The organism is Leclercia sp. AS011 (genome assembly GCF_037152535.1).
Taxonomy (GTDB): Bacteria; Pseudomonadota; Gammaproteobacteria; order Enterobacterales; family Enterobacteriaceae; genus Enterobacter.
Map to the genome: position 1 here is coordinate 2,602,219 of NZ_JBBCMA010000001.1, position 24,214 is coordinate 2,626,432.

The 24,214-nt window shown below is 55.6% G+C and carries 19 protein-coding genes and 1 tRNA gene; 6 read left to right on the forward strand and 14 right to left on the reverse strand.

Translation table 11 applies throughout. The features are described from left to right. The first annotated feature begins 1 nt into the window (after nt 1). From zorB1 to zorD, 3 genes are read left to right on the forward strand one after another with little or no spacing between them, the layout of a single operon-like run. Nucleotides 2–742: a type I Zorya anti-phage system protein ZorB1 gene (gene zorB1, locus WFO70_RS12315; RefSeq protein ID WP_262802443.1), complete on the forward strand. Its 741-nt coding sequence runs from the start codon at nt 2–4 to the stop codon at nt 740–742. After that, nucleotides 739–2,421, forward strand: coding sequence for a type I Zorya anti-phage system protein ZorC (gene zorC / locus WFO70_RS12320; RefSeq protein WP_337016480.1), 1,683 nt, complete (start codon nt 739–741; stop codon nt 2,419–2,421). The genes zorB1 and zorC overlap by 4 nt, the downstream gene beginning before the upstream one ends. Continuing rightward, nucleotides 2,421–5,663: a type I Zorya anti-phage system protein ZorD gene (gene zorD / locus WFO70_RS12325; protein WP_337016482.1), complete on the forward strand. Its 3,243-nt coding sequence runs from the start codon at nt 2,421–2,423 to the stop codon at nt 5,661–5,663. Before zorC ends, zorD begins: the two co-directional genes overlap by 1 nt. Nucleotides 5,664–5,694: 31 nt before the next feature. Here the strand turns inward: zorD and WFO70_RS12330 are convergent. Continuing rightward, nucleotides 5,695–5,770 (reverse strand) — tRNA-Thr (locus tag WFO70_RS12330). Nucleotides 5,771–6,087: 317 nt separating this feature from the next. Between WFO70_RS12330 and WFO70_RS12335 the strand changes: the two genes are divergently transcribed. Then, nucleotides 6,088–8,718, forward strand: coding sequence for a bifunctional diguanylate cyclase/phosphodiesterase (locus WFO70_RS12335; RefSeq protein WP_337016484.1), 2,631 nt, complete (start codon nt 6,088–6,090; stop codon nt 8,716–8,718). Nucleotides 8,719–8,752: 34 nt separating this feature from the next. Here the strand turns inward: WFO70_RS12335 and proA are convergent, their stop codons facing one another. After that, complete coding sequence (proA, locus tag WFO70_RS12340) at nt 8,753–10,006, reverse strand: glutamate-5-semialdehyde dehydrogenase (protein ID WP_337016486.1); 1,254 nt, start codon at nt 10,004–10,006, stop codon at nt 8,753–8,755. Between the two features lie 10 nt (nt 10,007–10,016). Next, complete coding sequence (proB, locus tag WFO70_RS12345) at nt 10,017–11,120, reverse strand: glutamate 5-kinase (RefSeq protein WP_032616689.1); 1,104 nt, start codon at nt 11,118–11,120, stop codon at nt 10,017–10,019. Between the two features lie 304 nt (nt 11,121–11,424). On the opposite strand from proB, the gene phoE reads away from it, so the two are divergent. Then, nucleotides 11,425–12,477, forward strand: coding sequence for a phosphoporin PhoE (gene phoE / locus WFO70_RS12350; protein WP_337016488.1), 1,053 nt, complete (start codon nt 11,425–11,427; stop codon nt 12,475–12,477). A gap of 68 nt (nt 12,478–12,545) precedes the next feature. Here the strand turns inward: phoE and crl are convergent, their stop codons facing one another. The 3 genes from crl to gpt all read right to left on the reverse strand — a co-directional run bounded on the left by crl (nt 12,546) and on the right by gpt (nt 14,806). Further along, nucleotides 12,546–12,947, reverse strand: a complete 402-nt coding sequence (crl, locus tag WFO70_RS12355) for a sigma factor-binding protein Crl (RefSeq protein WP_337016490.1) — start codon at nt 12,945–12,947, stop codon at nt 12,546–12,548. A gap of 57 nt (nt 12,948–13,004) precedes the next feature. Further along, the gene (gene frsA / locus WFO70_RS12360; RefSeq protein WP_337016492.1) at nt 13,005–14,249 is read right to left on the reverse strand and encodes an esterase FrsA; all 1,245 of its coding nucleotides are present in this window, start codon (nt 14,247–14,249) and stop codon (nt 13,005–13,007) included. Nucleotides 14,250–14,347: 98 nt separating this feature from the next. Beyond that, complete coding sequence (gene gpt, locus WFO70_RS12365) at nt 14,348–14,806, reverse strand: xanthine phosphoribosyltransferase (RefSeq protein ID WP_337016494.1); 459 nt, start codon at nt 14,804–14,806, stop codon at nt 14,348–14,350. Between the two features lie 260 nt (nt 14,807–15,066). Here gpt and pepD point away from each other — a divergent pair, with 260 nt between their 5' ends. Continuing rightward, the gene (gene pepD / locus WFO70_RS12370; protein ID WP_337016496.1) at nt 15,067–16,524 is read left to right on the forward strand and encodes a cytosol nonspecific dipeptidase; all 1,458 of its coding nucleotides are present in this window, start codon (nt 15,067–15,069) and stop codon (nt 16,522–16,524) included. 94 nt (nt 16,525–16,618) lie between these two features. Here the strand turns inward: pepD and dinB are convergent, their stop codons facing one another. The 8 genes from dinB to WFO70_RS12410 form a co-directional block, all read right to left on the reverse strand. Continuing rightward, entirely contained in the window at nt 16,619–17,677 is a 1,059-nt protein-coding gene (gene dinB / locus WFO70_RS12375; protein WP_337016498.1) for a DNA polymerase IV, read from the reverse strand. Between the two features lie 91 nt (nt 17,678–17,768). Beyond that, complete coding sequence (nqrM, locus tag WFO70_RS12380) at nt 17,769–17,969, reverse strand: (Na+)-NQR maturation NqrM (RefSeq protein WP_442913376.1); 201 nt, start codon at nt 17,967–17,969, stop codon at nt 17,769–17,771. A 2-nt stretch (nt 17,970–17,971) separates the two neighbouring features. Beyond that, a complete protein-coding gene (gene nqrF / locus WFO70_RS12385) occupies nt 17,972–19,195 on the reverse strand; it encodes an NADH:ubiquinone reductase (Na(+)-transporting) subunit F (RefSeq protein WP_337016502.1) in 1,224 nt (407 codons plus the stop codon). An 11-nt stretch (nt 19,196–19,206) separates the two neighbouring features. After that, nucleotides 19,207–19,803 (reverse strand): NADH:ubiquinone reductase (Na(+)-transporting) subunit E, encoded by a 597-nt coding sequence (nqrE, locus tag WFO70_RS12390; RefSeq protein WP_337016504.1) that lies wholly within the window; start codon nt 19,801–19,803, stop codon nt 19,207–19,209. 6 nt (nt 19,804–19,809) lie between these two features. After that, the gene (locus WFO70_RS12395) at nt 19,810–20,448 is read right to left on the reverse strand and encodes an NADH:ubiquinone reductase (Na(+)-transporting) subunit D (protein WP_032616678.1); all 639 of its coding nucleotides are present in this window, start codon (nt 20,446–20,448) and stop codon (nt 19,810–19,812) included. Beyond that, nucleotides 20,441–21,235 (reverse strand): Na(+)-translocating NADH-quinone reductase subunit C, encoded by a 795-nt coding sequence (locus WFO70_RS12400; RefSeq protein ID WP_337016506.1) that lies wholly within the window; start codon nt 21,233–21,235, stop codon nt 20,441–20,443. The genes WFO70_RS12395 and WFO70_RS12400 overlap by 8 nt, the downstream gene beginning before the upstream one ends. Next, nucleotides 21,228–22,466 (reverse strand): NADH:ubiquinone reductase (Na(+)-transporting) subunit B, encoded by a 1,239-nt coding sequence (locus tag WFO70_RS12405; RefSeq protein ID WP_337016508.1) that lies wholly within the window; start codon nt 22,464–22,466, stop codon nt 21,228–21,230. The genes WFO70_RS12400 and WFO70_RS12405 overlap by 8 nt, the downstream gene beginning before the upstream one ends. 3 nt (nt 22,467–22,469) lie before the next feature. Continuing rightward, nucleotides 22,470–23,813 (reverse strand): Na(+)-translocating NADH-quinone reductase subunit A, encoded by a 1,344-nt coding sequence (locus WFO70_RS12410; RefSeq protein WP_337016510.1) that lies wholly within the window; start codon nt 23,811–23,813, stop codon nt 22,470–22,472. Nucleotides 23,814–24,214: the final 401 nt, after the last annotated feature.

The window sequence follows — 24,214 nt, forward strand, 5'->3', positions numbered from 1 at the left end:
GATGTTTGGGAATGCATTTGGCGTTAAAAAGCGCCGCAGTGATGAAGCTGAGAAGCCCTTCTGGATTTCTTACGCCGATCTGATGACCGCCATGATGGTGTTATTTCTGGTGGTGATGGTCGCGTCGCTGAGCTCCGTTACACAGCGTATTCAACGCGCGGAGCAAGGGGAAAAAGTCAGGGGGCAGGATATCGCCAGATTATGCGAGCGCCTGGAGCTGCATGCCCGCAGTGTGAATAAAACCATCGTGGTGGATTGCCACGATAACCGTATCAGCTTTGGCGAGGCAGGTCGTTTCGACCACAACCGTTTTTTCCTGAATGCGGAAGGGCAAAAAGCACTCCAGGATGTCGTTCCGCTGGTGCTGGAGGCCTCTGACAGCGAAGAAGGCAAAAAGTGGTTTAAGCAGATCGTGATTGAAGGGTTTACCGATACCGACGGCTCGTACCTTTACAACCTGCATCTCTCCCTGCAGCGCTCTGAGTGGGTGATGTGCAGTTTGCTCGATAGCCGTAGCCCTTTGCAAAACAGCATCTCTGCGGAGCAGCAGATCCAAATTCGAAAACTTTTCCTGGCCGGTGGGGTTTCGTTTAATAACGCGAAAGAGAGCAAAGAAGCCAGTCGCCGCGTTGAGTTGCGCATGCAGTTCTTTGGACTCAAGGATAAACGTGATGGGGCCGAGGAGGTGGATTTCCCTCCGGTCGTTAATAAAGAAGTTTGCCAGCTGGTAATGCCGCAATGACGCCCGCGCTGAGTTCTCTTGCACAACGCATAGCGGCTAAACTGTCCTCCAGCCAGCAGGATGATAATTTCCTGCGTAATGATTTTCATGCTCTGACCTCTGCGGGTCTCGACATGGAAAAACGGCTTGATAAGGCAGAGAAAATCCCTCCACCGCCTCATGAAATGCGGCTGGCAGCCCTGCGTCGTTTTCGTCTTGCGGAAGATCTGACTGCTCGTGAATGGCGGATGGTGTTTTATGGCCTCGCCGATACCGATCCGCTCTATCCTGACAGGCCAGTATTACTGGAAGATGATACATTCTTCCCACATGTAGACAGTGCTATCAAAAAACAGATTGAATCTAAGTCACTGAAGCGCAAGGAATGGGCAGCACTCTGTTCAAGTTATTTTGCCTACAAACACGAATCGCCAGAAACAAACCCGCACTGGTGTGTACTGCGTGGGCATATCGCCAGGGGGTACCCCGTAGTAAAAGCCGCTATCCGCAGAGAAAAGTCGTGGATGAAAACCATTGAGTTTTATCACGACATTTTTACGCCTCAAGCTGGCGGTGTAATATCCCAGCAGCTCCTTTCCGGTGAAAGCAACTCCTTATCATCATTAGAAAAAATAGCGCAAATCCCCGATAGCAGCTGGTTATGGAAGCGTATTTTTACGGTGTTGCTGGCGCAGCTTGATACTCTGGACGATCCGCAATATCTGGACAAAATCAGTTGGCTATTAGGCCTGGCGGCGCAGTGGGTACGTTTTCGCGATGACATCATAACGGCGACGCTGACCCGCTATTACCATTCTACCTATCGCGATCAAGCACATTCCGCTCTGAAACAGGCCGCCCTGGAATACTGGGATAACCCGCAACTGAAAAGCCAACAGAACAAATGGCATCAGTATGTTTCTGAACCCGTCGCAGCGATGGTGCGAGGCTGGTTGGCAAAACAGGATCTGATGCATTTCTTTGAGCTGTTACGCGGCAATGGCGACGTTGACCAGGCAAGGCTGCACTATTGGCTACGTTTCGCGAATCAGATGGGATTCACCCGTATCGTGATGGGACCGGATGCCTGGCAAGATCGTGGCAGCGACTTTGTGAAATTCCGCGAGGAGAATCGTGGGCGACTAAGTCATTTGCGCGGTGGGCGTAGTTTTGATAATGCCATGATCATGCAGATTAACGACTACATTTTCGTTGAGTTTTCCGGGACGGGGAACGCAATGTATGCCTACCGGGTGAGTCAGGCTCCATTTAACCCGGAGTCACACACATTAGATATTAATATCCAATTAAAAGATAAATACCGTAATGTACTTCGTCTTCCACATACCCCACGAGCCGAAGGGTACAACAAGACCCGAATCACTGGCTGGATGCTGAAATATGACGATGAATTACGTCAGCTGGGTATCCGCTGGATGGCTGAAGAGCCCGTCAAATTTGTAGATAACAAAGCGCCCTCACCCGCCTCGGTATCTGACATCAAAATCATCAATCCATTGCGGGATACAGCAATACAGCGCCTGGTTGAAAATACCTCATGCATCGTCAGCGATAACCGACAAAAAGGTGGAGTGCTGTCCGTTCAGCTCAAATCAGCTGACGACACAACAGAAAGAGAGTTGCTTCGACTCGGTTTCGCCCCTGTGACCAAAGAACCGCATCGCTATTGGATCAAATAATGCTGAAACGTCTGTTAAGTAAACTGACGGGAAACCGTCAGCAGATAGAACGCCACCTGAAGAATCAGTACCAAATTGAGGAAAGCGGGCTCAGTTTTCCACAATCGTTGATTGATGACTCAGAGCTTTGGGCGCTGGCATCCTGGATTGAACAACTGGCAGAAGAAGACTATCTGATATCACTCACAGACCGCTGGTTATTGAGCTGGGATGCCTTGTATCGATTACTGGAAGACGAGGAACATTCCAGCAGTCTGCCTCTTATTGGCATCCCTGAGGTATTACCATTACGTGCAAGCCTGAGTTCGCGAGGGGCATTAAGCGATAGTGATTTTCGAGTCTGGATAGCGGAGTGGATTTCGGTTCCTGCACGCCAGTCGATTCGTTTCAATCGTACCGGCGCTATTTTTACTTATGAAAATCAACAGTACCTGTTATCGCGGGAAAACTGGGCACTCTTACAAGCAATAGAGCAGCTTAGTACCCAGCAAATTCAGTCGACTGGCGAAACCACTAACCAGCTGGGATGGGCCGCTATTCGCAAATGTGCGAAACAAGCTGCCGCAAAATTTGATGACTATTTAGAAAAGACGCACGTTATCAAACCGACGTCGTTATCATTACGCCTGCGTAAGGCAACAATTGCTGATACTGCCGTTATCGAGATTGAGCCACACTTCGAGGACCAGCCCGCTAACTGGCTCGGCAGCTTTGACAAGAACTCACAGGTTCACGATAGCTACCGTATTCCCGGAGAGAACGGCGAACTCAGCCATGTCATCATCCCACCCGAAGTGAAAGACGTCCTGAATTCAATACACGCAATCCCAGGCCGTCGGGTGGCCGGTAGTGAAGCGCTTTCCTTTGTTCGCAACCCCTACACTTTCCTGGGTGAAGATGCCGCCAGTGTTATTGCCCCCGAGGAACACGAACAAGCACTGTTTGATGCCCATATTTTCTTTCATCACTTTAGGCTTCAACCCCAAATCAATGATGAGAATAAGATAGAGAGCATTACGCTAATGCTTGAACCTGTCTCACCGGTGCCACAACCCGAGACGTCATTCCTCTTCTCTGCTCCATGGGAACTGGAAAAATTTGTTCAGGCCGTAGGGATCAGCGTTGCCGCGCAAATGCCAGCGGGTTCCTGGCAGGGTTACGAACTGGAACTGAGCCAATTCACTGAACAACAATGGCATGATTGCCAGTCGCTGTTGTTGCGTTGGCAACAGGAAGTCGAGGGCAAGGAATTTAACGATGTCCTGGATCTGAATAAATATGGCGATCGCGTTATCGGCATTGGTGAGTTCGAAAAAATATCCTCACCCTGGCTGACCAAGGCAAAAAGTGAAAACTGGCTTCCTGATGACATCGACTTCTCCGAGTTTTCGGTTGAAACACTGGATGGTTGGCAACCTGATAACCTGCAGCATTTTGATGAACTGCAGGAGAGAATCACCCAGGCAGAAGCAACTGGCGAAACGCATATCATCTCCCCCTGGAATGAGACTGAACTGCCACTGGATGCGGCGAAAACCTTCAGTAAGAACTGGGAAAAACAACAAAATGCGGCACATGAATCAGAGGGCAATGTTGTTGAAAAAGCGGCCCGGGCAGTGCTCAAAATTGAACAGAATATTGAAGAAGCGGTTTACATTAAACAGCGCCGAAATTCACTCCTGAATGCCCGCCATGCTGAACCTGAAATTCCACTGAGCCTGAAAGAGCACATCCGGCTCAAAGACCATCAACGTGAAGGTGTGGCCTGGCTTCAGCAGCTTTTCCTTCGCTCACCTCAGGAAACTGCAGGTTGCCTGTTAGCGGATGATATGGGGCTGGGGAAAACGCTGCAGATCCTGAGCTTCCTGGTGTGGTTCATTGAAAAATTCTCTGACGAGCCACCAAGCCTCATCGTTGCCCCCGTTTCTCTTTTGGATAACTGGGAACGCGAACTCGACAATTTCTTCTACACCTCTGGGATTTCGGTGATGAAATTGTATGGCGACACCATCAAAGCGGTAAAATACCCGAAACAGGCTATTCCTGCTCATCTGCAGTCTCAGGGAATCAAAAATCTGCTCAAACCCGGCTGGCAGGGTGAGGCGAAAATCATTCTGACGACCTACGAAACGCTTCGCGATCAGGAGTTCTCACTGGCGCGCCAGCCATGGTCCATCATGGTCTGCGACGAGGCACAAAAAATAAAGAACCCGGCAGCATTAATCACTCATGCAGCCAATGCGATACAAGCAAGATTCAAAGTGGCATGTACCGGCACGCCTGTCGAAAACACGCTTGTAGACCTCTGGAGCCTCTTTGATTTCGCTCAACCTGGTCTGTTAGGGGCGCTCAATGAATTTGGCAAACACTATGTTCGCCCTATCGAGAACGAAGCGGGCCGTGATACAGAGCGGCTTGAAAGTTTAAGGGCGTTGATTGAACCCCAGACATTACGCCGAACTAAAGAAGAAGTTGCGCGTGACTTACCGCAAAAAATCGAAGTTATCAGCTGTAAGCAACTGCCGCTTTCTGGCCCTCAAAAGCAACTGTATCTTTCTTCGATTGCAAACTGGCAACAACAACAGGCGCTCAGCGAGGGAATGCAGCAGGCAGGTGCGGGAATGTTAGGGTTATTACATCGTCTCAAACTCATATGCGCGCACCCGGCAGTTGTTAACCCTGAGCCTCGATATCGGGAAGGGTCGCCAAAACTTAACTGGATGCTGAAAACGCTGGATGAAATTAAACACACCAGTAAAGACAAGGTGATTATCTTTACTGAGCTGCGCGATCTTCAGCGCGAAGTCCAACATGCTATTCAACAGCGTTTTGGTTTCCGTCCGGTGATTATCAATGGTGATACCAGCACCAAAAGTCAGAGCCAGAACAGCCGTCAGCGATTGATTGATGATTTCCAGGCTCAACCCGGCTTCGGCGTAATTATTCTCTCCACGGTCGCGGTTGGTTTTGGGGTTAACGTCCAGAAAGCTAATCACGTTATTCATTTCACCCGTTGCTGGAATCCGGCCAAAGAAGATCAGGCAACCGACAGGGCATATCGAATTGGGCAAACAAAAGATGTATTTGTGTATTACCCAACGGTAAGAGACAGCGAAATTACAACATTTGAAGAGACATTAGATGAGCTTCTTAACCGCCGCCGCGCACTGGCAAGAGATATGCTCTGTACATCACCAGATTTGAATGGTGCAGATTTTGACGCCGTACTGAAGGGTGCGTAAAGAATAAATAAAACAGAATTAACAAGTTAGATGGTGCCGATAATAGGAGTCGAACCTACGACCTTCGCATTACGAATGCGCTGCTCTACCAACTGAGCTATATCGGCTTTCAGGAAAGGTACTACGGTGTAAAAGGGTAAGAAAAAGCGCCCACCCCGTCAACCCCTCGCCTTTTAGTCGTTGATTTTTACACCAACACGCGCAGAAACCATACGAAATAAAGGGTTAAGGCCCGCCTTTCGTTCTTCCATAACCCATACTCGTCACATTTTGCGGCTATTTGTCCGTACCAGCGACCCGATCTCCCTTCTTCGTTCCAGGATCGGCTATCTTGAAAATTATCTTATTGAAATCAAGCCCCGCCATAACAGGTCGATACTAATTCTAATCGGAACACAGAAATGCCTGAGCGAGTGGGTAACTAATGCATAAATTTTTTGTCACCGATGATATATCCGGCGCGGATGTGGAGCCTAAAAGAACGGCGACCTTCATCAAACGTGCCCTGCTGCTGATGGTTTCTCTGCTGACAGGGCTGTTTATCATCGCCATCATCGCGCTGCTGACCATCGTGCGAAACATCAATCAGGATAGCGATAAGCACAGCGCCATGCTGCTGGAAAAGGCGATCCATAACCGCGTGGATACGCTCACCACCCATATCAAAGACTACGCCTGGTGGGGTGAAGCCTACCAGCATCTTCATCCGAGGGTGGATACTGACTGGGCCTATACCCGGCAGAATATGGGTGCCACGCTGTGGCGCGATTTTGAGTACCAGGGTGTGTTCGTGCTGGACGGCAGCGGGCAGACCCGTTACAGCGTGATTGACGGCAAGCTGGCGACGGGCTCGCTGCAATCCTGGCTGGGAGCCGATCCCGTGCCTGAGCTGATTCAGAAATTAAACAAGCCGGACGCTATCCCTCTGTCCAGTACGGTGGTGATGAAAAACGGCCATCCGGCGCTGGTGGCGGCGGCACGCATCACCACAGGTGACGATGCCAGTATCCCTGTGGCTTCCGGCCCGGCCTCGGTGCTGGTTTTTGTTGATGTGCTGGATGACCGAAAGCTCATCGCGCTGGGCGAGGAGTACGGTATCGCCCAGACCCGCGTGCAGCACAAGGATGCCCCGAAACTGGCAGGACGACGCGGGGTGGCAACGCTGCCTATTGACGGTCAGCAGATCACCATTGAGTGGAAAAGCGATAACCCGGGACGGGAGCTGCTGCGCTATATCCTGCCGCTGCTGATCCTGCTGGCGCTCTGTACCGCCATTCCCGGCGTACTGCTGGGACGCAACGCACTGAAAAAGGCGCGGATGTATGATGAAAACACCTACCTGCTGGCCCAGAACCGTCTGGCGCTCACCGCCAGCGAACGTCGTTTTCGTGACGTTGCCGAGGCCACCACGGACTGGATCTGGGAGACCGATCCCGAGCTGCGTTTTACCTGGCTTTCTGAGCGTTTTCCCGGCATTACCGGGCACAGTATCTCAGCCTGGATCGGTCGTCCGCTCAGCGAGTTCATGGCCGCCGACAACCAGTCGCTGGCGGAGTGGATCACCCTACCCGGCCAGACGGGCCATCGCCGCCTGCTGCACTGCCGCTATCTCTCCGCGATGGGCCACCAGCGCTACTGCCATATTGCCATCAAACCGGTGATCACCCCGGAGGGAATCGCTGGCTACCGCGGCACCGCCACGGATGTCACCCTTGAGGTTGAGGCCCAGGCGCGGGTGGAGTATCTCTCCCGCCATGATGAGCTCACCGGGCTGCCCAACCGGGTACGGATGCGCGAGTTTCTGGAGGGCAAGCTGCGGGCGCAGCCCACGCAGGTGCATCCGCTGGCGATGCTCAGCCTCGATCTCGATAAGTTTAAGCCGGTCAACGATCTGTTCGGCCACGGTGCCGGGGATACCGTGCTGCATGAGGTCTCAGCCAGGCTCCGACACTGCATCCGCGATTACGATCTGGTGGCGCGCCAGGGCGGTGACGAATTTATTCTGGTGATCTCCGACATTCACGATCGGCGGTACATCGATACCCTGTGCGAACGCATCATCGCCGAGCTGACGCGCCCCTTCCTGATCAACGGAAATGAGATCGTGATTGGGGCCAGCATCGGGATCGCCATGGCACCGCATGATGCCGTTGACGCGGGCGAACTCCTGCGCTTCTCGGACATCGCCCTGTACAAAGCCAAAAGCACCGGACGCAACAAATGGGTGTTTTATACCCCTGAGATGGCGGAACAGATGGTGCAGCGCCGGGAGATGGAGGCGAGCCTGCGGGATGCCATCAAAAAAGAGCAGTTCCGTCTGGTCTACCAGCCACGTTACGGCCATGACTCCTCGCGGATCATCGCCGTGGAGGCGCTCATCCGCTGGGATCACCCCGAGCTTGGCCTGATCATGCCGGATCAGTTTATTTCGCTAGCCGAAGAGACCGGGTTGATTATTCCGCTCAGCGACTGGGTGCTGAAAACCGCCTGTCGGGACGCGCAGCAGATGCTGCACGGCCTCTCGGTGTCGGTGAATATCTCTGCCGTTGAGTTCCAGTCCTGGCAGGTGGTGGACCGCATCAGGGATGCGTTGCAGGCATCGCAGTTAGATCCGGCCCGGCTGGAGATCGAAATTACCGAAAACGCCACCCTGTGGAATCCGGAAAACAGCCTCGAAATCATGCTGGCGCTGAAGAAACTGGGCGTGAAGCTGCTGATGGATGATTTCGGCACCGGCTACTCCTCCCTGAGCTATCTGCGCAATTTCCCGTTCGATGGCATCAAGCTGGATAAATCCTTTATCGACGGCATGCCGGACAGCGACAGCGCCAATACCATCGTCGAGAATATTATCGGTCTCGGCAAAGCGTTCTCGCTGAGTATTACGGCAGAAGGGGTGGAGACCGAAGGGCAGTTGCAGAAGCTGATGATGATGAAGTGCGATGAAACCCAGGGCTACTTAATCAGCAGGCCGCTCAGCCTGACGGCGTTACAGGAACAAATTGCCGCGCTGGACTCGGCGGCACAGGAACGGATGGAGCAGAAATTACCGTGATAACGCGGGCAGCAGACGCCGCCCGCGTGGAGGATCACGCCCGAATGGTGTCGTCGCCGAAGCCGATCCACTTGTAGGTGGTCAGCGCTTCCAGCCCCATCGGGCCACGCGCGTGCAGCTTCTGGGTGCTGACCGCCACTTCCGCACCGAGGCCAAACTGGCCGCCGTCGGTAAAGCGGGTGGAGGCGTTCACGTACACGGCAGATGAATCCACTTCGTTCACAAAGCGGTTGGCATTGCTCAGGGTGCGGGTAAGGATCGCGTCCGAGTGCTGGGTGCCGTGGGCGCGGATATGGGCGATGGCGTCGTCCAGATCGGCCACCACCTTCACGTTCAGATCCAGCGACAGGAACTCGTCGTCGTACTGTTCTGCTTTCACTTCCTCAACCTTCGCCGGGCCATCTTTCAGCAGCGTCAGCGCGTTGGCATCGGCGTGCAGGATGACGCCGCTCTCTGCCATCTGCTTGCTCAGCGCAGGCAGGAAGGTGTCAGCGATGTCCTGATGCACCAGCACTGTCTCCACCGAGTTACAGGCACTCGGACGCTGGATTTTGGCGTTAACGATGACGTTAAGGGCCGGGTCGAACCCGGCGGTGTCATCCACAAAGATGTGGCATACGCCGATACCGCCGGTGATCACCGGGATGGTCGACTGCTCACGGCACAGCTTGTGCAACCCTGCCCCGCCGCGCGGGATCAGCATGTCGATGTATTTGTCCATGCGCAGCATTTCGTTCACCAGGGCACGATCCGGGTTTTCAATCGCCTGAATCGCCCCGGCCGGCAGGCCGCACTCCTCCAGCGCCTGCTGGATCACTTTTACCGTTGCGGCGTTAGTGCGCCATGTCTCTTTCCCGCCGCGCAGGATCGCGGCGTTGCCGGTTTTCAGGCACAGGGAGGCGACATCAACGGTGACGTTCGGGCGCGCTTCGTAGATCACGCCGATCACCCCAAGCGGCACGCGGCGACGTTCAATGCGCAGGCCGCTGTCCAGCAGTCCGCCGTCAATCACCTGCCCGACCGGATCGGCGAGGCTGCACACCTGACGCACGTCGTCGGCAATGCTTTTCAGGCGCGCGGGGTTTAAGGCCAGGCGATCGAGCAGCGCCTCGCTCAGGCCGTTGCGGCGGGCTTCTAACAGATCCTGCTCGTTAGCGAGCAAAATCTCGTGAGACTGGGCTTCGAGATACTCTGCGATTTTTTCCAGCACGCGGTTTTTCTCGCGGCTGGAAAGGAGCGCCAGTTTGTACGAGGCGGCTTTGGCAGCGGCGCCCATTTGTTCCAGCATGTCCTGCTCCTTAACGGGTGATCATATCGTCGCGATGGACAGCAACCGGGCCATACTCATAGCCGAGAATGGCGTCGATCTGCTGTGAATGGTGGCCTGCAATACGGCGCAGCGCGTCGCTGTTATAGCGGCAGACGCCATGGGCAATGTCGCGCCCTTCCAGATTACAGATACGGATCACTTCACCACGAGAGAAGTTGCCTGTCACGTTTTTAATTCCTTTTGGAAGCAATGAGCTGCCTCGTTCCAGAATCGCAGCAGTAGCGCCTTCATCAACGGTGATCTCCCCGGCAGGCGGTGCGCCGAAAATCCAGCGTTTACGGTTTTCCAGCGGGGTGGCTTCGGCGTGGAAACGGGTGCCGACCGAAATGCCTTCCATCACATCACCAATCACGCCCGGACGGCTGCCCGCGGCGATGATGGTGTCAATCCCGGCCCGGCACGCCACGTCGGCGGCCTGCAGTTTGGTGCCCATGCCGCCGGTGCCGAGGCCCGACACGCTGTCGCCCGCAATGGCGCGCAGCGCATCGTCGATGCCTTTCACATCGGTGATCAGTTCTGCCTGCGGGTTGGTGCGCGGGTCGGCGGTGAACAGCCCCTGTTGATCGGTGAGCAGCAGCAGTTTATCGGCACCCGCCAGAATCGCGGCCAGCGCCGAAAGGTTATCGTTGTCGCCGACCTTAATTTCTGCGGTGGCGACCGCATCGTTTTCGTTAATCACCGGCACGATGTTGTTATCCAGCAGCGCGCGCAGGGTATCGCGGGCGTTGAGGAAACGTTCGCGGTCTTCCATATCGGCGCGGGTCAGCAGCATCTGACCGACGTGGATGCCGTAGATAGAGAACAGCTGTTCCCAGAGTTGAATCAGGCGGCTCTGCCCTACCGCCGCCAGCAGCTGCTTGGAGGCAATGGTGGCGGGGAGTTCGGGGTAACCCAGGTGCTCACGTCCGGCGGCAATCGCCCCGGAGGTCACAATCACAATACGGTGCCCTGCGGCATGCAGCTGTGCGCACTGGCGGACCAGTTCGACAATGTGGGCGCGATTAAGGCGGCGCGATCCGCCTGTTAACACACTGGTACCGAGTTTTACCACCAGCGTCTGGCTGTCACTCATGATTCTCTGCCATTCAACAATAAGGGAAATGATATCAATCAGACTTTTTATCAGGACTGGAGCCCGTTGCCAACCGCCTTCACTCACAGGCGACGACTTTGTTGCGCGGGATCAGGAAGCGTAGCGGCAAACGTTGACACTTTTATTACTGAAATAAAAAAACACAGTTTTTTAAACTTATTCTGTATTTGTCATAAAACGTTCATTTCATCACGTTAAAACCCTTCCTGTTTTTTCACGGAACATAAGCATGAGCTGACTGTTCAGCGAATATTAGCGCGTTTATAAGAAACCAGGATTGAAAATGAAAAAGAGTACTCTGGCATTAGTGGTAATGGGCGTCGTAGCATCTTCATCTGTACAGGCAGCCGAAGTATTTAATAAGAACGGCAATAAACTGGACGTGTACGGGAAAGTAAAAGCCATGCGTTATATCAGCGATGATGACGCTAAAGATGGCGACCAGACTTACGTGCGTTTCGGCTTTAAAGGCGAAACTCAGGTTAACGAACAACTGACCGGTTATGGTCGCTGGGAAGCGGAATTCTCCGGCAATAAAGCCGAAAGCGACGCGACGCAAAAAACCCGTCTGGCGTTTGCCGGTCTTAAGCTGAAGGACTTCGGTTCAATCGATTACGGTCGTAACCTCGGCGCGCTGTATGACGTCGAAGCCTGGACCGATATGTTCCCGGAATTCGGCGGTGACTCCTCCGCACAGACCGACAACTTCATGACCAAACGCGCCAGCGGCCTGGCAACCTACCGTAATACCGACTTCTTCGGCGCCATTGATGGCCTGGATCTGACCCTGCAATATCAGGGTAAAAACGAAGGTCGCGAAGCGAAGAAACAGAACGGCGACGGTTTCGGTACTGCGCTGACCTATGATTTCGGCGGCAGCGATTTCGCCATCAGCGGCGCGTACACCAACTCTGACCGCACCAATGCCCAGAATCTGCTGGCGCGTGGTGAAGGTGAAAAAGCCGAAGCCTGGGGCACCGGTCTGAAATATGACGCCAATAACCTTTACCTGGCCACCATGTACACCGAAACGCGCAATATGACGCCAATCTCCGGCGGCTTTGCGAATAAAGCGCAGAACTTCGAAGCCGTGGCGCAATATCAGTTTGACTTTGGTCTGCGCCCGTCCCTGGGTTATGTCCAGTCTAAAGGCAAAGATATTGAAGGTATCGGTGATGAAGATATCGTGAAATATATCGACGTCGGCGCGACCTATTATTTCAACAAAAATATGTCGGCGTTTGTTGATTATAAAATCAACCAGATTGATGACGACAATAAACTGGGCGTGAGCAGCGATGATATCGTTGCCCTGGGCATGACCTACCAGTTCTGATTGTGCGAAATAAAAAACCCGGCGCTGGATGGCCGGGTTTTTTTATTGTCTGTTTTTCACGTCGAAGGTTAAGCGGTCAGCTTCACCGGCTCGTTGGTGAAATCATCAGCAGGCTCGAGTTTCAGATCGAACGTCGCCAGCAGCGTGCGGGCTTTCTCGTGGAATTCACGCAGGGTATGCTCCAGGCGCTGGACCACTTCCGGATCCTTAATCGCCGTCGCCTGCCAGTGGCCCTCTTTATCGAACAGGCCAAACTGGTAGCTATAGGTGAAGCGTGATGCTTCGGCTTCCATTTCCATCCACCATCCCCAGAATTCGCGCTTCTCCGGCGCTGGCTTTACGTTAACGCACACGGCCAGGCAGTCGAAAAAAAAGCAATTCTCTTCGCACTGCTCTTCGCGGATGTAGGGGCCAAGAGCCATAAACTTCTTGATCATTCTACTTTTCGGATGTCCACTCGGTAACGTCATTGCGATCTCCTTTTATGAAGCCACTGTTGTACCAAACCTTAAGAAATTAGCAATCTATTAACACAATCTCTGATGGATCCACTGCGTAATCTGCTGCAATCCCTTGTCAAAATTCTCATACACCGGGCTGAACGGCACCTCCAGCAGCTTACCGTCGACAGATGACGAGGTGATTAAGCGGGACTCCTCCTCCGGGCTGAAAGGATCGTTTTTCCAGAAGCCGGAGAGCATCGGTGTGGGACACCGGCGGCCCAGTAATCCCTGAGTTTTCAGCGAGTAGCGATTAAGCTCCACGCGCAGGGCTTCGTCGGAGGCATCGTGCATGCCGAGGCTACTGGCCAGCACGTCAAGGTACATTTCCGGCACGTTCCCCTGGCGAGCAGGTTCGCTTAACAGCGCATGCACTACCGGCCCCAGACAGGCTACCGCTTTCAGGCGTGAAGATTCCAGATAGGCCAGACGCACGGCGACGTTAGCGCCGAAGCGGAAGCCAAACGCCGCTACCCGGGTGTGATCCACCCACGGATTCTGTTCCAGCGCTTTCAGGGCATGCTGGTGGAGCAAGCTGGAATCCTGAGTCAGCTTCCATTTGGATGAGAAACCGATCGACGGCATGTCGAGGGTCAGCATCGCCAGCCCTTTTGGGGCTAAGTAGCGCTCATAGAGGCTGTAGTAATCGGTTTGTAGCGAGTCGAGGCCGCCGCACATCATCACCGTCGGGAAGGGGCCGTCGCCCGGTGGCAGATGCAGGAAGCCGGTCACCGCCGGGCCGCCGGGTACGTTAAAGGTGAGTTCACGCATCTGGCCCGGCAGATGCTGGGCCGCCTCCTGGTAGGCGCGGTTCGCCAGCGCCTGGGCCTGCTCCGCCAGTTCGTCGCCTTTGAGGTGTGGGTAAGCCGCGATGCTGTAGAGGTTACAGGCATGCAGCCAGTGCTTGCCGCTTAACAGGGGATCCTCTTCCTGACTCGCCTTTTGCTGCCAGATCATCGCCTGTTTTGCCCACTCGTAGATCCAGTTGCCGCCGCGATAGCCCACCACAGTGTCGTACAGATCGTCGTCGGTACGTTCGGCCTGGCTCATCACGATACGCGCCTGCACATCCAGAATTTCACGGGGATCGATGCCGCGCCAGATCCACATCAGACGGTTAACCATGCGATACCAGTGCGGGATGTTTTTGCCATCCAGCGCCGATTGCACTGACGGTTGTACGCCAGGATTAAAGCGACGAACCAGCGTCGAGGTTTCCGGATGTTTGAATTTTGGCTTGAAGAGAATTTCGCTGAGATTCGCCTGGGACATTGCGCGCTGCCTCTTAAGATACGTCAGAGGGCGGTATTGTAACGCGACAGAGGCGAAAAAATAACGCCCGGCATCACCGGGCGTTAAAAATGTATGGATTAGCGGCCTGAAATAGGTGGGATGAATGCTACGCCCATATCCCATGGCTGTTCGATCCAGGTATCCTGCGGGATATCAATCACATAATCGTCAACCAGCGGCTTACCTGCCGGCTTAGCGAAGATGGTCACGAAATGCGCTTTTGGATACATGTCGCGGATGGCGACTGCGGTACCGCCGGTATCAACCAGATCGTCAATCACGATGAAACCTTCACCATCGCCTTCGGCGCGTTTCAGCACTTTCAGCTCACGCTGGTTGTCGTGGTCGTAGCTGGAGATGCATACGGTATCGACATGGCGAATACCCAGCTCACGTGCCAGCAATGCCCCCGGTACCAGGCCACCGCGGCTAACCGCGATGATGCCTTTCCACTGTTCAGATGGCATCAGACGTGCAGCCAGTTTACGTGCATGAATCTGCAACATGTCCCAGGTGACGATGTATTTTTCGCTCATGTGAATTGTCCCAGCCTGTTTATATACGGCTTAAAAAGTGTTCGAGGGGGAAAATGGTTGCGCGAGATTATAGAGATCTGGAGCACTAAAAACCAGTGCTAAGCGGTTCCGCCCGGAGTTTTTACTTGCTTTATACTACCCGCCGCCAGAGAAAGTGGTATTCTCAAACCCACCTCGCAAGTCTGACTTGTGGTAACTCTAAACCTGCTAACCCCGTGACCTGCAACATTGTCTGCCGGCCATCGACAAGGAGACTTACTGTGTCTGAACTGTCTCAGTTATCGCCACAACCGCTGTGGGATATTTTTGCCAAGATCTGCTCCATTCCTCACCCGTCTTATCACGAAGAACAGCTTGCCGAACACATTATGGGCTGGGCGAAGGAAAAAGGGCTGCACGCCGAGCGCGACCAGGTTGGCAACATTCTGATCCGTAAACCTGCCACAGCCGGGATGGAAAACCGTAAACCGGTTGTGCTGCAGGCGCACCTGGACATGGTTCCGCAGAAGAACAACGACACCGTTCACGATTTCACCAAAGATCCGATTCAGCCGTACATTGACGGCGAGTGGATCAAAGCCCGCGGCACCACTCTGGGTGCGGACAACGGCATCGGTATGGCCTCTGCGCTGGCAGTGCTGGCCGACGATGGCGTTGAGCATGGTCCGCTGGAAGTGCTGCTGACCATGACCGAAGAAGCGGGTATGGATGGCGCCTTTGGTCTGCAACCGAACTGGCTGCAGGCGGATATCCTGATCAATACCGATTCCGAAGAGGAAGGCGAAATCTACATGGGTTGCGCGGGCGGGATCGACTTTATCTCCACCCTGCCGCTGACCCGTGAAGCGATCCCGGCGGGCTTCCAGACCTTCAAGCTGACGCTGAAAGGGCTGAAAGGCGGCCACTCCGGCGGTGATATTCACTTAGGTTTAGGCAATGCCAACAAGCTGCTGGCCCGTTTCCTCGCCGGTCACGCTGCCGAGCTGGATCTGCGTCTGGTGGACTTCAACGGCGGTACGCTGCGTAACGCGATCCCGCGCGAAGCCTTCGCCACCCTGGCCGTTGCCGCTGACAAAGCCGATGCGCTGAAAAAGCTCTCTTCCGTTTACCTGGATATCCTGAAAAACGAACTGGATGCGAAAGAGAAGAACCTGACCGTGGTGCTGGAAGCGGTCACGACGGATAAAGCCGCGCTGACTCAACAGTCCCGCGACCGCTTTGTTCAGCTGCTGAATGCGACCCCGAACGGTGTGATCCGCAACTCTGACGTGGCGAAAGGCGTGGTGGAAACCTCCCTGAACGTCGGCGTGGTGACCATGGCTGACGACAGCGCAGAGATCATCTGCCTGATCCGCTCCCTGATCGACAGCGGGAAAGATTACGTGGTGAGCATGCTGGAATCTCTCGGCAAACTGTCCGGCGCGAAAACCGTTGCCAAAGGCAGCTACCCGGGCTGGCAGCCAGATGCGAGCTCCCCGGTGATGGCGCTGGTGCGTGAAACCTATCAGCGTCTGTTCAACAGCACGCCGAACATTCAGGTGATCCACGCCGGTCTGGAGTGCGGTCTGTTCAAAAAACCGTACCCGGATATGGACATGGTTTCTATCGGGCCAACCATTACCGGTCCTCACAGCCCGGATGAGCAGGTGCATATCGAAAGCGTGGGCCATTACTGGACCCTGCTGACGGAACTGCTGAAAGCGATCCCGGCGAAGTAATCAGCCGTCTGTTGCCCGGCGGCACTGCGTTTGCCGGGCCTACGGGGCAAGCGCCTTTTGTAGGCCCGGTAAGCGTTAGCGCCACCGGGCTTTTTTACAGCCCCAGCACCAGTTGCCGCTCCAGTTGCGGATCCAGCAGGGTGACATGTAACCCCACCAGCCGCACGCCCCGCCCTGCCCGACGCTCTTCCCAGGCTTTCTTCGCGGTGGCAATCAAATCCTCTTTGTTCAGCCGCGGCCAGACGTGCTCCTGGGTGGTTTGCTGAAAGTCATTAAACTTGAGTTTCACCCCCTGGCGGGCAATCAGCAGATCCGGTTTGACCTTTGCCAGCCGCCGCTCAAGCTCAGGATAAAGCTGCCCGACGATAATGGCTTCGCAGTCCGCCCAGTCGTGGATATCCTCGGCCAGGGTGCGTTCCACGCCCACCGATTTCCGCAGCCGCTCGCTGTTAACGTTGCGCTCATCGATGCCCTGGCTGCGCTCCCACAGCACCCGGCCAAACTTACCAAAGCGCTTTAACAGCATCGCCAGATCGCTGTTTTGTACATCCTCGCAGGTGCGCAGCCCCATGCTCTCCAGCCTGGCCGCCGAGACTTTCCCCACCCCGGGGATCTTGCCGAGGGGCAGCGTTTTGATAAACGCCGGCACTTCGTCAGGGGTGATCACATACTGGCCGTTGGGCTTATTGAGATCCGAGGCAATTTTGGCGAGAAATTTAACCGGCGCGATGCCCGCCGAAGCGGTGAGCTGCAGCTCATCAAAAATCGTCTGGCGGATCTCCTGAGCCATCAGCGTAGCGGAGCCATGGCAGTGCAGGCTGTCGGTGACATCGAGATAGGCTTCGTCCAGCGACAGGGGTTCAATCAGGGAGGTGTAGCGGGAGAAGATCTCGCGAATATGGTGGGACGCTTCTTTATAGGCCTCGAAGCGGCCCGGTAATAAGGTGAGGTGCGGGCAGAGTTTTAACGCCATCGCGGTCGGCATGGCGCTACGTACGCCAAACTTACGCGCCGGATAGTTCGCGGTGCTGATCACTCCGCGTTGTACACGGCTGCCGCCAATAGCAATGGGGATATCCCGCAACGCCGGGTTGTCCCGCATTTCCACCGCAGCAAAAAAACAGTCCATATCAACATGGATGATTTTGCGCATAGTAAGCCCTCACTGATGACTGGATAAGTATACAGCTATCGGTGAGGGTTGAAAATGCCCGGTGGCGGCTTCGCCTTACCGGGCCTACTCGCTACAAAATACGTCGGGCGTCGAGTTCCATGCGCTTTTTCCGCGCGTCGCAGGGCTCCGGGCAGTCGCAGATTTTCTCCATCCCCAGCGAGGAGATGCCGCCGCAGCTGCCCTGAATGCTTTTACGCTTAATCAGCCAGCCGAGCGACATGCCAAATATCACCAGCACAAAGATGGCAAAGGTCAGCAGAAAGGTCACCATCATCAGCCTCCAAAATCATCCAGCATGATGTTCTCATCTTCCACGCCAAGATCCTGCAACATTTTGATGACGGCGGCGTTCATCATTGGCGGGCCACACATATAGAATTCGCAGTCTTCCGGCGCGGCGTGGTGTTTGAGGTAATTTTCATACAGCACGTTATGGATGAACCCGGTATAGCCGGTCCAGTTGTCTTCCGGCAGCGGATCGGACAGCGCAATGTGGAAGCTGAAGTTAGGGTTATCCCGCGCCAGCTGTTCAAACTCTTCCTGATAGAACATCTCCCGCAGCGAACGGGCACCGTACCAGAAGCTGATCTTACGCTGGCTGCCGAGGCGCTTAAGCTGGTCGAAAATATGCGAACGCATGGGCGCCATCCCGGCACCGCCGCCGATAAAGACCATTTCCGCGTCGGTCTCTTTGGCAAAGAACTCACCAAACGGCCCGGAGATAGTCACCTTATCGCCCGGCTTCAGCGACCAGATATAAGACGACATGATCCCCGGCGGCGCATCCGGTACCGCCGGCGGCGGCGTGGCGATACGCACGTTGAGCATGATGATGCCCTTCTCGTCCGGGTAGTTGGCCATGGAGTAGGCGCGTAGCGTCGGCTCTTTCACCTCAGAGACAAAGCGGAACAGGTTAAATTTGTCCCAGTCGCCGCGGTACTCGTCCGGCACGTCAAAGTCCTTGTAAGCCACAGTATGTTCCGGGCATTCGATCTGAATGTAGCCGCCGGCGCGGAACGGTACATCTTCACCATCGGGCACCCGCAGCTTCAGCTCTTTGATGAAGGTGGCTTTATTATCGTTAGAGATAACCTCGCACTGCCACTTTTTCACGCCGAAGATCTCCTCCGGCAGCTCAATCTTCATGTTCTGCCGCACCGCCACCTGACAGGCCAGACGGCAGCCCTCTTTCGCCTCACGCTTGCTGATGTGCGACAGTTCGGTCGGCAGAATATCGCCGCCGCCCTCTTTCACCGTGACCCGGCACTGTCCGCAGGAGCCACCGCCGCCGCAGGCAGAAGAGATAAAAATGCCATTGCCGGAGAGGGTGTTGAGCAGCTTGTCACCCGCCGGGGTGCGGATCTGCTTATCCGCCTCATCGTTAATCTCGATGATCACGTCGCCGGAGTTCACCAGCTTTGATCGTGCCACCAGGATCAGCCCCGAGAGCACCAGCACGATCAGCGTGAACATCACTACGCCAAGTATAATTTCCATACATTTTGCCCTTACAGCTGCACACCGGAGAAGGACATAAAGCCCAGCGCCATCAGACCGGTGGTGATAAAGGTGATCCCTAAGCCGCGCAACCCGGCCGGCACGTTGGCATACTTCATTTTTTCGCGCAGGCCCGCCATCGTCACGATAGCCAGCATCCAGCCAATGCCGGAGCCAAAGCCGTACACTACCGACTCGCTGAAGTTGTAATCACGCTGCACCATGAACGACACGCCGCCGAAGATGGCGCAGTTCACGGCGATGAGCGGCAGAAAGATCCCCAGCGCCGTGTAGAGTGACGGAAAGTATTTATCGAGGATCATCTCGAGGATCTGCACCAGCGCCGCGATCACCCCAATGAAGGTGATGAAGTTGAGAAAGCTAAGATCAACGCCGTCCACCAGCGCGCCATCGCGCAGCACAAGGTTAAAGACAAGGTTGTTGATCGGCACCGACAGCCCCAGCACCACCGTAACAGTAACGCCCAAACCGAAGGCGGTCGATACCTTTTTGGAGACCGCAAGGAAGGTACACATGCCGAGGAAAAACGCGAGCGCCATGTTTTCAACAAACACCGCCCGCACAAACAAACTCAGGTAATGAGCCATTGTCGGTTACTCCTTTTCCTGCTGTTCAGGGCGCCAGGTTCTCACCGCCCAGATCAGCAAACCGATAATGAAGAACGCGCTGGGGGCCAGCAGGAACAGGCCGTTCGGCAGATACCAGCCGCCGTTTTGCACGGTGTCGAGGACGGTGATGCCAAATAGCTTGCCGCTGCCGATCAGCTCGCGCAGGAAACCGACCGTCAGCAGGATCACGCCATAGCCGAGACCGTTGCCGATGCCATCCATAAAGCTCGCCAGCGGCGGCATCTTCATGGCATAGGCTTCTGCACGCCCCATCACGATGCAGTTGGTGATGATCAGACCGACAAACACCGACAGCTGTTTTGAGGTTTCGTAAGCAAAGGCCCGCAGAAGCTGATCCACCACGATCACCAGCGAGGCGATGATCGCCATCTGCACGATGATGCGCACGCTGTTGGGGATGTGGTGGCGGATCATCGAGATGAACATGCTGGAAAATGCCGTCACCAGGGTGACGGCCAGGGTCATCACCACTGCTGTTTCCAGTTTGGTGGTGACCGCCAGCGCCGAACAGACCCCCAGCACCTGCAGGGTGATCGGGTTGTTGGCGATGAGCGGCCCGATAAGAACCCGTTTAACTTCTTTCAGTTCGCCCGCATCAGCCATTGTTCAGCTCTCCTTCACGTACCTTTTTAAGAAAGGGGCCAAAACCCATCTCACCCATCCAGAAATCAAAGCTGTGCTGCACGCCGTTGGAGGTCAGCGTGGCCCCGGAAAGGCCATCCACAGCGTACTCATCCCCCGGACGCGCGGCCCCTTTCATCACCTTCAGCGCCGGCTGGCCGTTATCATCCAGCACTTTTTTGCCGACAAACTGCGCTCGCCAGGTCGGGTTTTCCACTTCACCACCCAGCCCCGGGGTTTCGCCCTGATCGTAATAAGTGATGCCTTTCACCGTGCGGCCATCGGTGTTGAGGGCGACGAAGGCATACATCATCGACCACAGCCCGTTGCCGTATACCGGCAGCACCAGCTCCTGCACGCGCTTTTGTTCATCGTGTACCAGGTAGATCTCCGCCGTATTGCTGCGGCGCTTGATGCCTGCCGGATCCTGGCTGGCGTCCAGTTCGGTGCTGCGCTGCGGATCTTTCAGCGCCTGCGCCTGGTTGTAGCTGGACGGATCGCTCTTCAGCAGCTCGCCGGTATTGAGATCCACCAGACGCGGCGTGATGCGTTCAGCAAAGACCTGCGCCACATCGTCGGCGCTCATCTCGCCCTGCATCAGCCCCGCCACCGCCAGAATGTTACGCTGCTTATCGAGGGCGCGTTGCTCCTGCTGGCGGGACTTGAGGCCCACCGCAGAGCCTGCCACCACGATGGAGCAGACCAGACACAGCACCACGACCACCATCAGCGTCTTGCCGATGCTGTCATTATTTTTTATCTCAGCCACGCGCCTTCCTCCGTTTGATGTTGGCCCGCACCACCAGGTAATCGAACAGCGGCGCAAACAGGTTGGCGAACAGGATCGCCAGCATCATCCCTTCCGGATAGGCCGGGTTCACGACGCGGATAAGCACGCACATCACGCCAATCAGCGCGCCGTACCACCATTTGCCTTTGTCGGTAAAGGAGGCTGAAACCGGGTCGGTGGCCATAAACATCATGCCGAAGGCAAAACCGCCCAGCACCAGATGCCAGTACCACGGCATGGCGAACATCGGGTTAGTCGCCGAGCCAATCAGGTTAAACAGCGTGGCGGTGAGGATCATGCCGAGCATCACGCCCGCCACAATGCGCCAGGAGGCGACGCGGCCAAACAGAATGATGGCACCGCCAATCAGGATCATCAGCGTAGAGACTTCACCAACAGAGCCCGGGATGGTGCCGATAAAGGCATCGAACCAGCTGACCGGCTGGCCTGTGGCGTTGTTGACCAGCGCCTCGCCGCCGTGGGCAGCCCACTGCGACAGCGGCGTCGCCCCGGAGAAGCCGTCCGCCGCCGTCCAGACCAGATCGCCGGAGATTTGCGCCGGGTAGGCAAAGAACAGGAACGCGCGTCCGGCAAGAGCCGGGTTGAGGAAGTTGCGTCCGGTACCGCCGAAGATCTCCTTCGCCATCACCACGCCAAAGCTGATGCCCATCGCCGCCTGCCACAGCGGCAAGGTTGGCGGGACGATCAGGGCGAACAGAATGGAGGTGACAAAGAAGCCTTCGTTGATCTCGTGCTTGCGGATAATTGCGAACAGCACTTCCCAGAAGCCACCTACCAGAAATACCGTCAGGTAGATGGGCAGGAAATAGACCGCCCCCAGCGTCATCATGCTGATCCAACCGGCATCAGAGGTGAAGCTGACGCCCAGCATCTGCGCCACCCGGTAGTGCCAGTTGCCGGCGATAATCTGCGGCAGCTGCTGGGCATCATAAAGATGCGTCAGCGCCGGTAGGGTCTGCAGACCGACGTTGTACATGCCCCAGAACATCGCCGGGAACACCGCGAACCAGACGAGGATCATCATGCGCTTGAGGTCGATGGCGTCGCGTACGTGCGCGGCCCCTTTGGTGACCTGTCCAGGCGTATAAAGGAGCGTCGCGGTCGCTTCAAACAGCGGGTAGTACTTTTCCAGCTTGCCGCCGTGGGTAAAATGCGGCTCCAGCTTTTCAATAAGATGTTTCAGGCCCATCAGTTATCCTTCCTGCTCAATGCGGGTTAACACCTCGCGCAATACGGGTCCGTATTCGTATTTACCAGGGCAAACGTAGGTGCACAGCGCCAGATCTTCTTCATCCAGCTCGAGGCAGCCCAGCGCCTGAGCGCCGTCGGTATCGCCCGCCAGCAGATCGCGCAGCAGCAGGGTCGGCAGGATGTCGAGCGGCATCACGCGCTCGTAGTTGCCGATGGGCACCATCGCCCGCTCGCCGCCGTTAGTATCGGTGGAGAAGTTAAACAGCTTGTTGCGCAGGAAGTGGCCCAGCGTGGTGCGGGTCACGGAGAACTTCTCTCTGCCGGGCATCACCCAGCCGAACAGCTCTTTCTCACGCCCCTCTCTCACCACGCTGACCTGTAAATGAAAGCGCCCGAGATACGCCTGCGCGCCTGTGGCATGCCTGCCGCTCAGTACCGAGCCCGAAATATGACGGTTTTCGCCGTCCAGGGTTTCGTCCACCAGCAGGTCATTGATGTCTGCGCCCAGACAGGTGCGCACCAGACGCGGGTTGCGCATCTGCGGGCCGCCCAGGGCGATAACCCGCTCGGTGCAAAGCTCGCCGGTAGTGAACAGTTTGCCGATGGCGATAACGTCCTGGTAATTCAGATGCCAAACCTGTTTGGTCAGACTGACGGCCTCCAGGAAATGAATGTGCGTTCCGGGCAGCCCTGCCGGATGCGGCCCGGTAAAGGCATTGAAGGTCACCTTCCCCTGTGGGTGGCCACCCAGCTTGCCGCCGCCCGCCTGGCAGACATGCACTTTGCCCTCGGTCAGGCGCGTCAGGATAGTCAGCCCGGCATCAAATGCCTGACGCTGCGCCAGAATAAGGGGCTGCGGATCGGCGCTGAGCGGGTTGGTGTCCATGGCGGTGACAAAAATGGCGGCCGGGACGGTATCGGGCACCGGGGTTTTGCTGAAGGGACGGGTACGCAGCGCCGTCCACAAGCCTGATTCCAGCAGCTGCGCCTGCACCGCCTGGCGGGAAAGCGTGGGCAGATCGACTATATCGTGGCGGGTAAACTCGCGCTGGCGATCGCCTTCCAGGCGGATGACCACCGATTGCAGCACCCGACGCTCACCGCGATGGATAGCCGTGATGGTCCCGCTGGCGGGGGCGGTGAAGAGAACGCCGGGATTTTTTTTATCTTCGAAGAGCGGCTGGCCTTTTATGACGCTGTCGCCTTCCTGCACCAGCATGGTGGGACGCATACCCACGTAGTCGTCACCGAGGATCGCCACATGGCGGGGGGGCGTACAGGGCGAAATTTGCTGTACGGGGATGCCGGAAATCGGCAAATCAAGTCCTTTTCTTATTCTAATCATAGTGTTAGTTGATATCCATGAATAACCGTTCCGGTCAGAAAGCCGGACGAGTCAGAAGTCGTTGCACAGGATGAAGAAAGGCGGCGAGAACTCGCCTGTGTGAGCAGCAGGATCGCGGATGATCCTGAAAAAGCGTCCTTTCTTACCCTTCGGTCATAAGACGGGCGCAGTGTACCATTTTCACCGATCGGGCGGCAGCGATAACGCAGCGGCGGGTGCTAAAATGCGACCGATTACGCAAAGTTCTCAAAGCCAGCGCGGGCAATCCAGGTTATAAGGTAAAACTATTTTGTAAACCGACGTGCTGACGCTTGCGAAAAAATGCAGTGGTGCTAATGTGAGCACGCCTCATACAGATTAATCTGATTTGGGATCTCTTTTGCCGTCCTGGCAAGTTGGTT